This window comes from Mesorhizobium sp. P2_D1, assembly GCF_056404455.1.
Window position 1 is genome coordinate 52,926 of record NZ_JBFUDZ010000001.1, and the last position, 14,304, is coordinate 67,229.

16 protein-coding genes are annotated in these 14,304 nt (G+C 64.1%); 10 read left to right on the plus strand and 6 right to left on the minus strand.

What is annotated here, in order from left to right; translation table 11 throughout:
* Positions 1–92: 92 nt before the first annotated feature.
* From AC1D0I_RS00290 to AC1D0I_RS00325, 8 genes are read left to right on the plus strand one after another with little or no spacing between them, the layout of a single operon-like run.
* Positions 93–935, plus strand: coding sequence for an ABC transporter permease (locus AC1D0I_RS00290; RefSeq protein WP_477392817.1), 843 nt, complete (start codon positions 93–95; stop codon positions 933–935).
* Positions 928–1,722 (plus strand): ABC transporter permease, encoded by a 795-nt coding sequence (locus AC1D0I_RS00295; protein ID WP_477392307.1) that lies wholly within the window; start codon positions 928–930, stop codon positions 1,720–1,722. Before AC1D0I_RS00290 ends, AC1D0I_RS00295 begins: the two co-directional genes overlap by 8 nt.
* Positions 1,719–2,792, plus strand: a complete 1,074-nt coding sequence (locus AC1D0I_RS00300; protein ID WP_477392308.1) for an ABC transporter ATP-binding protein — start codon at positions 1,719–1,721, stop codon at positions 2,790–2,792. Before AC1D0I_RS00295 ends, AC1D0I_RS00300 begins: the two co-directional genes overlap by 4 nt.
* A 12-nt stretch (positions 2,793–2,804) precedes the next feature.
* Positions 2,805–4,079: a glycosyltransferase gene (locus tag AC1D0I_RS00305; RefSeq protein ID WP_477392310.1), complete on the plus strand. Its 1,275-nt coding sequence runs from the start codon at positions 2,805–2,807 to the stop codon at positions 4,077–4,079.
* A complete protein-coding gene (locus AC1D0I_RS00310; protein ID WP_477392312.1) occupies positions 4,076–4,426 on the plus strand; it encodes a cupin domain-containing protein in 351 nt (116 codons plus the stop codon). Before AC1D0I_RS00305 ends, AC1D0I_RS00310 begins: the two co-directional genes overlap by 4 nt.
* A gap of 18 nt (positions 4,427–4,444) precedes the next feature.
* Positions 4,445–4,786 carry a cupin domain-containing protein gene (locus AC1D0I_RS00315; protein WP_477227587.1) on the plus strand — a complete coding sequence of 114 codons (342 nt, stop codon included), beginning with the start codon at positions 4,445–4,447 and terminating at the stop codon, positions 4,784–4,786.
* A gap of 29 nt (positions 4,787–4,815) precedes the next feature.
* The gene (locus AC1D0I_RS00320) at positions 4,816–5,160 is read left to right on the plus strand and encodes a cupin domain-containing protein (RefSeq protein WP_477392314.1); all 345 of its coding nucleotides are present in this window, start codon (positions 4,816–4,818) and stop codon (positions 5,158–5,160) included.
* Positions 5,161–5,180: 20 nt separating this feature from the next.
* Entirely contained in the window at positions 5,181–6,689 is a 1,509-nt protein-coding gene (locus AC1D0I_RS00325) for an aldehyde dehydrogenase family protein (protein ID WP_477392316.1), read from the plus strand.
* Positions 6,690–6,730: 41 nt separating this feature from the next.
* On the opposite strand, the gene bla is transcribed toward AC1D0I_RS00325, so the two are convergent.
* Positions 6,731–7,618, minus strand: coding sequence for a class A beta-lactamase (gene bla, locus AC1D0I_RS00330; RefSeq protein ID WP_477392318.1), 888 nt, complete (start codon positions 7,616–7,618; stop codon positions 6,731–6,733).
* A 104-nt stretch (positions 7,619–7,722) separates the two neighbouring features.
* On the opposite strand from bla, the gene AC1D0I_RS00335 reads away from it, so the two are divergent.
* Positions 7,723–8,646 carry a LysR family transcriptional regulator gene (locus AC1D0I_RS00335; RefSeq protein ID WP_477392320.1) on the plus strand — a complete coding sequence of 308 codons (924 nt, stop codon included), beginning with the start codon at positions 7,723–7,725 and terminating at the stop codon, positions 8,644–8,646.
* On the opposite strand, the gene AC1D0I_RS00340 is transcribed toward AC1D0I_RS00335, so the two are convergent.
* The 5 genes from AC1D0I_RS00340 to AC1D0I_RS00360 form a co-directional block, all read right to left on the minus strand.
* Complete coding sequence (locus tag AC1D0I_RS00340) at positions 8,590–9,351, minus strand: SDR family NAD(P)-dependent oxidoreductase (RefSeq protein ID WP_477392322.1); 762 nt, start codon at positions 9,349–9,351, stop codon at positions 8,590–8,592. The genes AC1D0I_RS00335 and AC1D0I_RS00340 overlap by 57 nt on opposite strands.
* Before the next feature lie 10 nt (positions 9,352–9,361).
* The gene (locus AC1D0I_RS00345; protein WP_477392324.1) at positions 9,362–10,174 is read right to left on the minus strand and encodes an ABC transporter permease; all 813 of its coding nucleotides are present in this window, start codon (positions 10,172–10,174) and stop codon (positions 9,362–9,364) included.
* A complete protein-coding gene (locus tag AC1D0I_RS00350; protein WP_457150210.1) occupies positions 10,174–11,037 on the minus strand; it encodes an ABC transporter permease in 864 nt (287 codons plus the stop codon). Before AC1D0I_RS00350 ends, AC1D0I_RS00345 begins: the two co-directional genes overlap by 1 nt.
* A 64-nt stretch (positions 11,038–11,101) precedes the next feature.
* Positions 11,102–12,265 (minus strand): ABC transporter substrate-binding protein, encoded by a 1,164-nt coding sequence (locus tag AC1D0I_RS00355; RefSeq protein ID WP_477392326.1) that lies wholly within the window; start codon positions 12,263–12,265, stop codon positions 11,102–11,104.
* A complete protein-coding gene (locus AC1D0I_RS00360) occupies positions 12,246–13,382 on the minus strand; it encodes an ABC transporter ATP-binding protein (protein WP_477392327.1) in 1,137 nt (378 codons plus the stop codon). The genes AC1D0I_RS00355 and AC1D0I_RS00360 overlap by 20 nt, the downstream gene beginning before the upstream one ends.
* Positions 13,383–13,496: 114 nt before the next feature.
* Between AC1D0I_RS00360 and AC1D0I_RS00365 the strand changes: the two genes are divergently transcribed.
* The gene (locus tag AC1D0I_RS00365; protein ID WP_477392329.1) at positions 13,497–14,303 is read left to right on the plus strand and encodes a helix-turn-helix transcriptional regulator; all 807 of its coding nucleotides are present in this window, start codon (positions 13,497–13,499) and stop codon (positions 14,301–14,303) included.
* Position 14,304 lies beyond the last annotated feature (1 nt).

Below are 14,304 nucleotides of genomic sequence, written 5' to 3' on the forward strand. Positions count from 1 at the left end.
CAAACCAGACATCACGGCCGGCGGCGCTTATGCTGCCGGCCTTGAGCGGTACCCAAACATTGTCCCAGACCAGACTTCGCTCCTCCTTGCTGATGGCCCCGGCGCTGGTCTGGCTGACCGCGCTGATGGTCGTGCCATGCGCGCTGGTGCTGGCGCTCGCCTTCTTCCGCCGCGGCATCTATGGCGGCATCGAATACACCTTCACGCTGGAGAATTTCGGGCTGGTTTTCGACCCGCTCTATGCCGGCATCTTCCTCAAATCTGCACGCATCGCCGGCACGGCGACGCTGATCGCTGTGGTGATCGGCTATGCCGCCGCCTATGCGATCGCCGCGGCACCGCGCCGGTTGCAGCCGGTGCTGCTGTTCTTCGCCGTGCTGCCGTTCTGGTCCAACTATCTGATCCGCACCTATGCCTGGATCGTGCTGCTCAACCGCGAGGGCCTGATCACCCAGCTGTTGCGCTGGTTCGGCTACACCGGCGAGCCGCCATCGATGCTCTACACCGAAGGTGCCGTCATCGCCGGCCTGGTCTACAACTACCTGCCCTTCGTCATCCTCGCCTGCTACGCACCGCTGTCGCGTCTCAACCCAGAACTCGCCGAGGCTTCGCGTGACCTCGGCGCTTCGGCCATCACCACCTTTCGCCGTGTCATCCTGCCGCTGACCGTGCCCGGCATCGCCGCCGGCGCCGTGTTCGTCTTCGTGCTGTCGATCGGCAACTTCGTTACCCCTGCGCTGCTCGGCGGTGGCCGCTTCCAGATGATCGGCAATCTCGTCTACGACCAGTTCCTGACCGCCAATGACTGGCCCTTCGGCGCGGCGCTCGCCATGGTGCTGATCGCCATCATGCTGCTGGTGCTGATGGCGCAGGCGCTGGCCGCCGATCGCACCTCGGGCCGCGCCGCGCAAGTGAGCGGAGGCGCCGATGGCTGAGCGCTCTCCCGCCACGCGGCGCACGCTCTGGCTCGTACTGAGCCTGGTCTTCGCCTTCCTCTACATCCCGATTGCCGTGCTGGTGGCGCTGTCCTTCAACGAGGGCGGCCTGCCGACCGCATGGTCCGGCTTTTCGCTGAAATGGTATGTCTCGCTGGCCGGCAATTCCGCGATCCTCTCCGCCGCGCTCAACACGTTGATCGTGGCGCTGGTGTCGACGGCCATCGCCACGCTGCTCGGCACGCTGCTGGCGATCGGCGTCGAGATGCGCCGGCATTATGGCAAGGGTCTCGAAGCGCTGATCTTTGCGCCAATGATCATTCCCGACATCGTGCTGGCGATCGCGCTGCTGTCGTTCTTCTCCATGCTTAACCTGACCATGGGTCTGCACACCATCATCCTTGCCCATGTCGTGTTCAACCTCGCCTTCGTCTGTTCGGTGGTGCGTGCCCGGCTGAAAAGTTTCGACTGGTCGATTGTCGAGGCGTCCACCGACCTTGGCGCCTCCGCCATCACCACCTTCCGGCGGGTGACATTGCCGGTCATCCTGCCGGCGGTCATCGCCGGCGCGCTGCTTGCCTTCACGCTGTCGGTCGACGAGTTCATCATCGCCTTCTTCACCGCCGGCGCTGGGCGCGCCTCGACCACGCTGCCGATGCAGATCTACGCGATGATCCGATTCGGCATCACGCCGGAGATCAACGCGCTGGCGACCATCGTCATGGCGGTCTCGATCACCGCGCTGACCTTGTCGCAGCGGCTCAATCGAGGGGTCATCGGCCAATGAGCGAACCGCGCACGCTGCTGGCCATCGATCATGTGTCGAAGAATTTCGGCCGCGTGACCGCTGTCGACGGCATCTCGCTCGACATCCGCGAGAACGAGTTCTTCGCCCTGCTCGGGCCTTCGGGCTGCGGCAAGACCACGCTGCTGCGCATGCTGGCCGGTTTCGAAACGCCGAATGACGGCCGCATCCTGCTGGATGGCCGCGACATCGCCAGGACCCCGCCCAACAAGCGGCCGGTCAATCTGATGTTCCAGTCCTACGCGCTGTTTCCGCATATGAGCGTCAGGGCCAATGTCTCCTACGGCCTGGAAATGGAGCGTTTGCCGGCTAGCGAAATCCGTTCCCGAGTCGATGCCATCCTGGCGACGACCGAACTCGTCCCCTTCGCCGACCGCAAGCCGGAGCAATTGTCGGGCGGACAGAAGCAGCGTGTCGCGCTCGCCCGGGCTCTGGTCAAGCGGCCCCGGCTGCTGCTGCTCGACGAGCCGCTCGGCGCCCTCGACAAGAAACTGCGCGGCGCCATGCAATTGGAATTGAAGCGCCTGCAGCACGAGGTCGGCATTACCTTCGTCATCGTCACCCACGATCAGGAAGAATCGCTTGTCATGGCCGACCGCATGGCCGTGCTCAAGGACGGCAGGCTGCTGCAATGCGACACCCCGCATGCGGTCTATGAGCATCCGGCCGGCCGTTTTGTTGCCGACTTCATCGGCGTGATGAATTTCGTGCCGGGCAAGGCCGCCGCCGATGGCGTGATGGCCGGCAATGGCACGCTGATCGCCGGCAAGGTACCCGCCACGCTTGCGCCCGGTGCGTCCGCTGTCGCCTCGGTGCGGCCCGAGCGCATCCGGCTTTTCCCGTCGGTGGAAACCGCCAACCGCACCACCGGCGCGGTCGAGGCATTGGCCTATCAGGGGCTCGACCTGCAACTGCATGTCCGCACCCCCCTGTCGCCAAAACCGTTCCTGGTGCGCGTCACCGCCGATGCCGCGGACCGCCGGCCGGTCTCGTCGGGCGACCAGGTCGAACTCGGCTGGGATGCCGCCGATGTCAGAATTTTCGCAGAGTGAAGGAGAAGCTTGATGGCGCAGAAGACGATCGCGTTTTTTCCAGAAGCGGCCTATGGCCCGGCGCTCAATTCCGTCGGCATCGCCCAGGCCGTCGAAGCGCGTGGACACAAGGCCGTGTTCCTCTCCGATCCCGGCTTCGTCGACGTCTATAAGGGCTACGGCTTCGAAGCCCATCCGGTGAACCTGTCCGAACCGATGCCGCCCGAGCAGATGGCCAAGTTCTGGGAGGACTTCATCAATGGCCACATCCCGAATTTCCGCAAATCGCCCTATGACCAGGTCGACAATTACGTCAAGGATTGCTGGACGGCGATCGTCGACAGCGCCAAATGGGCGCAGAAGGATCTGCCACGCGTTCTGGCTGACATCAAGCCGGACGTCATCTGCGTCGACAACGTCATCCTGTTCCCGGCAATCAAGCAGTTCGGCAAGCCGTGGGTGCGCGTGATCTCCTGCTCGGAAAACGAGATCGAGGACGAGGACATCCCGCCGCATCTGTCCGGCTGCGGCGAGAACGACCATGCCGGCCACCAGCGCTACCGCGACCATTTCAACGCGGTGATCAGGCCGATCCATGACGACTTCAACGCCTTCCTCACCGCCAACGATGAGGCGCCCTATCCGATCGGCCAGTTCTTCGAAGCCTCGCCCTACCTGAACCTGCTGCTTTATCCCGAGGCGGCAAAGTTCAAGCGCCGCCATCCGCTCGACCCGGCAAAATTCCAGTATCTCGAAGGCTGCGTGCGGCAGGAGAAGCCCTACACAGTGCCGACCTTCGCGAAAAACAATGACGGACCGCTGCTCTATGTTTCCTTCGGCAGCCTCGGCGCCGGTGATGTCGACCTGTTGAAGCGCATCATCGCGACGCTGGGCAAGACGCGCTACCGGGCGTTGGTCAATGTCGGCGGCTACAAGGACCAGTACACGGACGTGCCCGGCAACGTCATCGTCGAGAGCTGGTTCCCGCAGCCCTCGGTCATCCCACAGGTCGATGCGGTGATCCACCATGGCGGCAACAACTCATTTACCGAGTGCCTCTATTTCGGCAAGCCGGCCATCATCATGCCCTATGTCTGGGACGGCCACGACAACGCCACCCGCGTCGAGGAAACCGGCCACGGCTTCGGCATGCCGCGCTACGACTGGAACGATGCCGAGCTCGTCGCCAAGATCGAGGCCTGCCTGACCGATCCGGCGATGAAGGCCGGGCTGGCGAAGACCTCGGCGCAGATGCACGCGCAGAACGGCCCGGAAAAGGCAGCTGGGTTGCTGGAGGCGCTGCTATGAGCTCCTCCGCACCACACCTCCATCAGGCCTCGACCCGCACCGATCTCGTCGACTGGGGCGCCCAACCGGATGCACTGGACGGCGCGTCCCATTCCACCGGCAGGCTGGTGCACAAGGGGCCGAACAACCAGCCGGAATCCGGCATCTGGGTCTGCACGCCCGGCCGATGGCGCCTTAGCATCCCGCGCGATGAATTGTGCCATTTCGTCGCCGGCCGCGCGACCTACAGGTCGAATGTCGGCGAAGTGATAGAAGTCAGTGCTGGAACCGTGGTCATGTTCCCGGCCGGCTGGGCGGGCGAATGCACCGTGCATGAGACCATGCGCAACGTCTACATGCTTGCCTGATCCTCGGAGCTTCACGATATGCCGACACCGCACTGGCAAAACGCCTCGACAGTGGACCTGGACGATTGGGGCGCGGGCACCAACACGCTCGCCGGCGCGCCGCGCGCCGCGGGCAAGATCCTGTCGCAGAACCCGGACGGATCGAGCGAATGCGGCCTGTGGTCATGCACATCGGGCACGCGAAAGGTCACCTTCCCTGCCGACGAGTTCTGCCATTTCCTGTCGGGACGCGGCAGCTATGTCCATGAGAACGGCGAAGAGGTTCCGGTCGAGGCCGGCACGCTTGTGTTCTTCCCCGCCGGCTGGACCGGCATCTCCATCATCACCGAAACGCTGACCAAGGCCTTCATGTGCCGGTGAGCACCAAGGCCACCCCAGGGAAAATCGATATGACAACACCGATCATGAAGTCCCCGCTCGCTATTACCGACCTCGTCGACTGGGGCGTCATCCCGACGATGATCGAGGGCGAATCCCACACTTCGGGCAAGCTGCTGTACAAAGGGCCTGAAGGCCGTTCCGAATGCGGCCTGTGGGTGTGCACTCCAGGCAAATGGCACTGCCACGTCACCCGCGACGAGTTCTGCCACTTCCTCGAGGGCCGCTGCACCTATGTTCATGAATCCGGCGAGATCATCGAGATCGAGCCGGACACGGCGGCGTTCTTTCCGCAGGACTGGAAAGGCGTCTGCACCGTCCATGAGACCATCAAGAAGGTCTACATGATCCGCTGAGCGGATCTGAGAGGATGTCCATGCATTTCGCCCCTGACCGGCCGGCCTTCTTCGTCAATCCGGACTACCGGCCGATGACCGCCGCGAACAAACCGGTGATCGATCCGGCAACGCTGGAGACAGTTGGGGCCATCGCGTCGGCCAGCGATGGCGAGATCGACGCCGCGCTCACCGCCGCGACCAAGGCGCAGGCCACCTGGAAAAGGCTCGACGCCAAGAGCCGCGCCAGGCACCTCCATGCCGTCGCCAATGCCATCGAAGCGGCCGACTTCACGCATTGCGCCGAGCTGATGGTGCGCGAGATGGGCAAGCCCTATCCGGAAGCCATCGGCGAGATCGCCAACTGCGCGCCGATCTTCCGCTATTATGCCGAGATGGCACGCGACGATGCCGGCAAGATCGCCGGCACGACGCAGGCCGGGTCGTTCCAGTATGCGCGCTACGAGCCCTATGGCGTCTCCGTCCACATCATGCCTTACAATTTCCCGATCTTGCTGATGTGCTGGACAGTCGCGGCATCGCTCGCCGCCGGCAACGCCTGCGTCATCAAGCCGGCCGAGGCGACGACGCTGTCGACGCTCGATTACATGACCGTGTTCCGCTCGCTGCCGGAGGGGATGGTCTGCTGCCTGCCCGGCGGCGCTGCCACCGCGCAAGCGCTGATCGTTTCCGACCGCACCCACGCCGTCGCCTTCACCGGCTCGGTCGCCGCCGGCAAGGCGGTGGCGATGGCTTGTGCCGAGCGCATGAAGCCATGCGTGATCGAAGCTGGCGGCAGCGATCCGCTGATCATCAGCCAACACGCCCCGCTCGATGTCGCCGCGTCCGGCAGTGTCACCGCCGCCTTCCACCTCACCGGCCAGGTCTGCACCTCGGCCGAGCGCTTCTTCGTCGTCGACGCCGTGCATGACCGCTTTGTCGACCTGTTCGCCGAAAGGACACGCGCGCTGCGCATCGGCAACGGCATGGACAAGACCGAGATCGGCCCGCTGGTCAGCGAAGGCGCGCGGGCGAAGGTGATGCGCCTCGTCGACGATGCCATTCGCAACGGCGCCACGGCCGTCACCGGCGGCCGCATTCCGCCAGCGCACAACACCGGCTGGTTCTACGAGCCGACCATCCTCACCGGCGTGACCCCTGATATGGCCATCGTGCGCGAAGAATGCTTCGGGCCGGTCGCCGCGATCTGCCGGGTCCGGGATTTCGACGAGGCGATCCGGCTTGCCAATGACAGCCCGTTCGGGCTTGGCGCCTCGGTGTTCACCACCGATCTGGCCGAGGCGCATGAGGCCGCCGAGCGGCTCGAGGCCGGCATGGTCTGGGTCAACAACCCGCTGATCGACAATGACGCCTTGCCCTTCGGCGGCTGGAAGGCCTCGGGCCTCGGCCGCGAACTTGGCCGCCAGGGCCTCGACGCCTTCCGCCGCTCGAAGATGGTGATCATCGACCACAAACCGACGATCCAGGACTGGTGGTATCCCTACCCCGACAGCTGGTTCCGCGAGACCGGTGGCCGCAAACATGTATGAGGGCAGCGGCGCGGCAACACCGCGCCGCCCGATACAAGGATTTACGCCGCGATCGCTTCGACCAACGCGCGCGAGACATGGGCAATGACGGCGTTGCGTTTGGCCAGGCTCTGTGTCGTGCCCGTCAGGTAGACCGACATCAAAATCGGGTTGCCGGAAGTCTGCCAGATGACGGCTGCGTCGTTGGTGCTGCCGCGCGCGCCGGTTCCGGTCTTGTCGCCGCATGTCCAGCCTTTCGGCAGTGCCGCCCTTATGCGCTCGTCGCCGGTCTTGTTCGCCACCAGCCAATCGACAAGCTGCGCCCGGCCCTTCTTCGACAGGCTGTTGCCGATCGTCAGCCGTTCGAAATTGTCGGCCATGGCCAGCGGCGAGGTCGTGTCGCGCGCGTCACCCGTCAACGACTCGTTCAACTCCGGTTCGATCCGGTCCAGCCTGGTCACCTTGTCGCCGATCGAACGCAGATAGGCTGTGAGCTGCGCCGGCCCGCCAAAGGACTCCAGCAACAGATTGGCCGCCCCATTGTCGCTGACTGTCACGGCGGCCTCGCAAAGCTGCGCCACCGTCATCTCGCCGCCGGCATGTTTCTTGGTCGTCGGAGAGTTCGCGATGACGGCGTCGTGCGGGATCTTGATGCTGCGGTCGAGCTGCTCGATGCCGCCATCGACGCGATGCAGGATGAACGCCGCCGCGAGTGCCTTGAAGGTGCTGCACATGGGGAACAGCTCGTCCTCACGATAGCCGAATTGCGCGGTCGTTCCGGAGATCCGGCAGGACACGCCGAGCCGGCCGCCGCTTTTCGCCTCGATCCGCCTTATTTTCGGCAAGACCCCATCAAATTTTGTCGGGCTCGTTGCCGCCTTCGCAATGGCGCCAACCGGGGCCGTCAAAACCACCGCGAGACCACTGATGAAACTGCGTCTGCTTGTCATGTCCACACTCTCTGTCGCCCCGCGCAGCAGAACTGGATCGGATCCGGCGCCATCGCAAACGAGTAAACATCGCCCCCGCCATAAGAAAAATTAGGGCTGGGATGATGAAGCGATCGCACCTCCCGTTGAATGGCTTGCGCGCCTTCGAGGCCTCTGCAAGGCATCTCAGTTTCACCGGCGCCGGTCTCGAACTGCGCGTCACCCAGGCTGCCGTCAGCCATCAGATCAAGGGCCTCGAAGAAGTCCTCGGCATCAGGCTTTTTCGCCGATTGCCGCACGGCCTCGCTTTAAGCGAGGAAGGCGAAGCCCTGCTGCCCGTGCTGAGCGATGCCTTCAACAGGATCAGCGTCACGCTCGATCGCTTCGAGGGCGGCCGCTTCAACGACATCGTCACCGTCGGTGTCGTCGGTACTTTCGCCTCGGGATGGCTGATCCCCAGATTGCCGGCATTTCACCAGGCCTATCCGGACATCGAGCTGCGCATCTCGACCAACAACAACCGGGTCAATCTCGCCGCCGACGGTCTCGACTTTGCCATCCGCTTCGGCGATGGCTCCTGGCAGGGCACCGAGAACACGCCGCTGTTGCCAGGCGGCTTCTCGCCGGCCTGCACCCCCGACATCGCCGCGCGTCTGCGCGACCCTTCCGATCTCGCGCGCGAAACGCTGCTGTGTTCCTACCGGGAAGACGAATGGCTGCGCTGGTTCGAGACGGCAGGCTGCCATTGCCCGCCGATCAAAGGCATCGTCTTCGACTCATCGGTCACCATGGCGAACGCTGCCGTCCAGGGCGCCGGAGTGGCGCTGCTGCCGGTTTCGATGTTCAGCCGCGAGCTCTGTTCGGCTGAGCTGGTGCAGCCTTTCGACTGCACGGTCGACGTTGGCCGGTATTGGCTGTCGGCGCGGCGCAGGCGCCAGAACTCGCAGGCAATGACCATCTTCGCCAACTGGTTGAAGGCCGAGACGGCTACTTCAGCCGATGCTTTCGCCACCGTCGATCACCAGCGCCTGGCCGGTCATGAAGGATGAGCGGTCGGAAACGAGGAACAGGATTGCCTCGGCGATCTCTTCGGCGCTGGCCCAGCGCCCCATCGGGATCTTGGTGCGGACATAATTTTCGATCGCCTCGCGCCCGCCCATCTGGGCGATGAACGGCTCGTTGAACGGCGTATCGACCCAGCCTGGGCAGAGCGCGTTGACGCGGACATTGTGGCTGGCATAGTCGAGCGACATCTGCCTGGTCATCGCCACCACCGCATGTTTGGACGTGGCATAGGCGATCATTTCGCGGTCGTAGAACACGCCCGAATTCGAGGCGGTGTTGAGGATGACACCGCCGCCCTGCGCAATCATCGACGGCATGACCAACCTGGCCGCGAGGAATTGCGCCCGGACATTGACCCGCCACGAGGCATCCATGCCGCCGACCTCGACTTCGGTCAGCGTGCCGCCGACCTGGATGCCGGCATGATTGTGCAGGATGTCGATACGCCCGTGCCTGTCGAGCGTGCCGGCAATGAGCTGCTCGACCGCCGCGTCATCCGCGACATCGGTGGCGAGCGCCTCGGCCCGGCGGCCCGCCGCGCGGATGTCGCAAACCGTTGCCTCGCCGCTGGCCCGGTCCCTGTCGGCGATGACCACCAGCGCGCCTTCCCTGGCCATGATCATGGCGCCGGCGCGCCCGATGCCGGAGCCGGCACCCGTCACCACGGCGATGCGGTCTTTGAGGATCATGGCGCGACTTTCAGTTGGATAGTTTGCGTTGGCGCAGCTGCCATTGGGCAAGCACCACAAGCAGCACGGAGGCGACGAGCACGATCGTCGCGATGGCATTGATTTCCGGTGTCACGCCGCGCCGGATCGACGCGAAGACATAGATCGGCAGCGTCGTCTGCGCACCGGCGACGAAGAAGGCGACGATGAAATCGTCGAAGGAAAAGGTGAAGGCGAGCAGGAAACCGGCAACCACCGCCGGCATGATCTGCGGAAGGACGATGCTGCGGAACGTCGTCAACGGCGTCGCGTAGAGATCGCTCGAGGCCTCGACCAGGTTGCGGTCGAGGCTGCCGAGACGCGTGCCGACAATCATCGTCACCAGCGCCATCGAAAACAGGCCGTGTGCCGCGATGATCGAGCCATAGCCGAGCGACAGGCGCGGCGGCTGGTCGTCGGGCCATATCGAGGCGAGGAACGGGTTGACGACTGCGAACAGCTGGACGAGTGCGACCAGCGTCGAGATGCCGATGACGACCCCGGGAACGACGATCGCGGCACCCAGAAGCGCATCGAAGACAGCGCGGGTCCGTACACTGACGCGCGCCAGGCCAAGCGCGGCCGCAGTGCCGCACAGCGCCGCCAGCGAGGCGCTGGTGGTAGCGATGAACAGGCTGTTCTTCAACGCTTCGACCAGGAACGGGTTGGCCAGCGCCTTGCCGTACCATTGCACGGAAAAGCCGGTGAACTCGCTCGCATGGTGCCCGGCGTTGAAGGAGAACAGCACCACCAGCGCGATCGGCAGATAGAGGAAGGCGAAGACGGCAATGACGAAGGCGCACATCAGATCAGATCCACCCGGCGGGCGCCCGAGACTCGGGTCGAAATGCGGTTGGCGGCAATCAACACCACCACCGAGACCAGCACCAGCGTGATCGCGATGGCCGAGCCGAACGGCCAGTTGCGCGACTGCAGGAACAGGTCGACCAGCGCATTGCCGATGAAGAACACCTTGCCACCGCCAAGCAGCGTCGGGATCAGATACTCGCCGAGCAGCAGGATCATCACCAGCGAGAAGCCGGTCATCACCCCCGGCAGCGACAGTTTCAGCGTCACGCCAAGGAACGTGGAGAGTGGCGTCGCACCGAGATCGGCGGAGGCTTCCAGCAGCCGGCGGTCGAGCCGCTCGAGGCTGACATAGATCGGCAGGATCATCAGCGGCAGATAGCCATAGACTATGCCAAGCAGCACGGCGCCCGGCGTGTTGATCAGCCTGATATCCTCGAAGCCGACATAAGCGAGCAGAGCCGGAATGCCGCGCCCGCCCAGCACATACATCCAGGCATAGGTCCGCATCAGAAGGCTGGTCCAGAACGGAATGACGACGAGCGCGAGCAGGATCAGCCGCCAGCGCTGCGGCGCCTGCAGGGCGAGGTAGTAGGCAACCGGATAGGCGACGAGAAGACAGGCGAGCGCGCCCATCGGCGCCAGCATCATGGTGTTCCAGAAGGCGGTCGCCCGCGCCGGAAGATTGGCATATTGCGCCAGCGTAAAGGCCGCCTGGTAGCCGCCTTCCGGCGCCCGCTCGCCAACGCTGAACACGGCGATGGCTATGAACGGCAGCACCAGGAAGACCACCAGCCACGCCGCTGCCGGACCGAGCAGCAAGGCGGTCAGCAGATTATGACGAAGTTTATTGCCGTGCATTGAAACCGCCCCGGTGCCGGCGGACATATGCCCGCCGGTCAATTGTCTGCATCAGGCCGGTCGCTCAGGCCGACTTGAAGCGGGCCATCAGTTCGGCCCGGCCGGGATCGGTCAGTGTTGCCGCTGCGCCGAACTCGAGCGGCGTCAACAGGTCCGCAGCCGGATAGAGGATCGGATTGTCGAGCACCTCCTTGGGCAGCAGCTTGTTGACCCGCGCATCGGTCGACGGCGCACCATTAGCCAGGTGCTCCTTGACCGCGACCTGCGGGTTCATCAGGTAGTTGAGCAGCGCGTAGCCGGCGGGCTTGTTCGGGGCGTCCTTTGGAATGGCATAGAAATCGGTCCAGATCTCGCCGCCTTCCTTGCCCAGCACATAGGCGATCTCGGGAATGTCGCGATGCAGCTGCGCACCGTCATTGGTCCAGCACATGGTCATCCAGGCATCACCCGCGCGCATTCCCGGCTGGTAGTCGGATGAGACCGCAAACAGATGCGGCTTGACCTTCAGCAGCAATTCCTCTGCCTTGGCGAGTTCCTCCTGCTTCAGCGAGTTGAACGAATAGCCGTAATATTTCAGCGCATTGCCGATCGTGGTCAGCTGGTAATCATGCACCATGGTGCGGCCATCGCCCTCCGCCATGGCAGTGTCCCAGAACTCCTTCCAGGTGGTCATCGGCTTGGTCAGCTTCTTGGTGTTGACGGCAAAGCCGGTGGTGCCCCAGTTCTTCGGCACGGCGTAGGTCGTCCCGTCGATCGTGCCTTCCGAGGTGAAGCGCGGATCTTCCTGCGAGCCGTCGAAATTCGGCAGTTTCGCCATATCGAGCGCCTCGATGATGCCGAGCTTCTGGTAGGTCGAGATCGTGTAGTTGGTCGGCACGAACAGGCTCCAGCCGGAGGCGCCGGCCTGCAGCTTGGCCAGCATCTCCTCGTTGGAGCCGAACACGTTGACCTCGACGGCAACGCCGGTGTCCTTCTTGAAATTCTCGAATGTCGCCGGGTCATGATAGTTCGGCCAGGTCGCGATCGACATGCGGTCGCCGAGGCTTTCAGCGGCAAAGGCCGGCGTCGGCATGATGCCGATCTCGCGCGCCATCACCGCCGTCGCAATGCCGAGGCCGGTGAGGCCGAGGAAGTCGCGGCGGCCGATCGAGCCGCGCTTGAGGCGCATCAGTTGGTCGACGAAATTTTCAGGGCTTATCGGCAGTCCATCACGATATGATTTCGACATTTTTGGTTACCCTCTGGTTGGTCCCGTTGTTCTTGGGGTCCGGAAACGCCAAGGGCGTTCCGGCGGCAAAGCCGATGGCGACGGGTTCACCCGGCTTGAAGAGATTGCCGTGGCCGATCAGGTGATCGGCCTTGGCGAGCAGCGTTCCGATGCCCTGGACCTCGATCGCGTATTCGGCGGTCGAGCCGAGGAAAATCCGGTTGCGGACGATGCCCTTGAACCGGCCGCTTTCGGGCGCGCCGAGACTGAGCGATTCAGGACGCAGGCTGACCGAGACGGTCTCGCCCTGCTGCAAGGCCGTCCGCTTGCGCGCCGCAATGACGGTGCCGTCGGCAAGCGCGATATCCACCAGCTCGCCCGACTGCCCGGCGACCTTGCCACTCAGCAAATTGGTCTTGCCGACGAAGTCGGCGACGAACAGATCGGCCGGCTCGTCATAGATCTCGCTCGGCTGTCCGAGCTGGACGATGCGGCCACCATTCATGACGCAGACAAAATCGCTCATCGACAGCGCCTCCTCCTGGTCGTGGGTGACCAATACGAAGGTGATGCCGATCTCGCGCTGCAGGTTCTGCAGCTCGATCTGCATGTCGGTGCGTAGCTTCTTGTCGAGCGCGGCCAGCGGCTCGTCGAGCAGCAGCACCGCCGGCTTGTTGACCAGTGCGCGCGCCAGCGCGACACGCTGCTGCTGGCCGCCGGACAGTTCATGGATCTTGCGGCGGCCATAGCCGGCGAGCCGCACCATGGCCAGCGCCTCGCCTGCCCTTGAGGCGATCTCGCGCGACGACAGCCGAGGCCGTGCCTGGCGCAGCCCGTAGGCGACGTTGTCCTCGACATCGAGATGCGGAAACAGCGCGTATTGCTGGAACACCATGTTGACAGGCCGCCGGTAGGGCGGCGTGCCGGCCATGTCCTGGCCGCGAATGAACACCTGGCCTTCGCTCGGCTGTTCGAAGCCGCCGATCATGCGCAGGCAGGTCGTCTTGCCGCAGCCGGACGGTCCGAGCAGGGCGACAAAGGCGGAAGGCGGGACGGCAAGATCGATGCCGCTGACCGCGGTCACCGCGCCATAGCGTTTGGTGACGCCGCGAAACTCGATGTCGGGCACGGCGGTCAAGGCTGCGGGCTCCAGCAACAGGGCGATTTCAGGACGCTACCAGAGCCAATGGCGGCTAGTATATACCTCGCAGGTGGTATATCTGATCTATTTTCTCGTTTAAGGGGGTATGGATTGTCCCGCAGCGACGAATACGGCCAGCTTGCAACGCTTGTCACCGCGACGCGGGAGACGAGCGGCGACCTCTTCGGCAAGGCGATGGTCGATTGGCTGCGCCAGCATGTCAGCTTCGACCACTGCGTGATCTTCGGCTATCGCGGTGCCGCACGCCCGCCGCTGCTGTTCGAGACCTTTTCGCCGGCCGAAAGCCATGTCTTCGTCGCGCTCTACCAGGAAGGGCCGTATCTGCTCGACCCGTTCCACCATGCGGCGGTGGAGCGCAAGGAAGGGTTCTGGCGCATGCGCGAACTCGCGCCGGACCGCTTCTATGCCAGCGAATATTTTCGCTCCTACTACAGCCAGACCAGGCTGGCCGAGGAGGTCGGCTTCTTCGTGCCTTTGCCGGGAAAGGACGCGCTAGTGTTGTCGCTGATGCGGCTGCGCGCGTCGGGTCCGTTTGGCACCGCCGATGCCAGGCTTCTGCGCGACATGGCGCCGGCGGTGATCAGCTTCGCCAGATTGCGCTGGCCTACCCTCCCGGCCGACGAACCGCCCGAGACAAAGCAGGACGAGACGATTGCTCCGGTCAACGAGTTCGATCGCGCCCATATCTGGCAGAGCCTGTCGCTGACGCCGCGCGAAAAGCATGTCGTCGACCTGGTGCTGCAGGGGCATTCAACCGAATCGATCGCCAGGGCGATGCGCATCGTGCCGGGAACCGTGAAGGTCCATCGCCGCAACATCTACCGCAAGCTCAAGATCAAGTCGCAGGCCGGCCTGTTCGCGCGCTTCGTCGAGATCATCGACGCACGGGTCCGGTAAT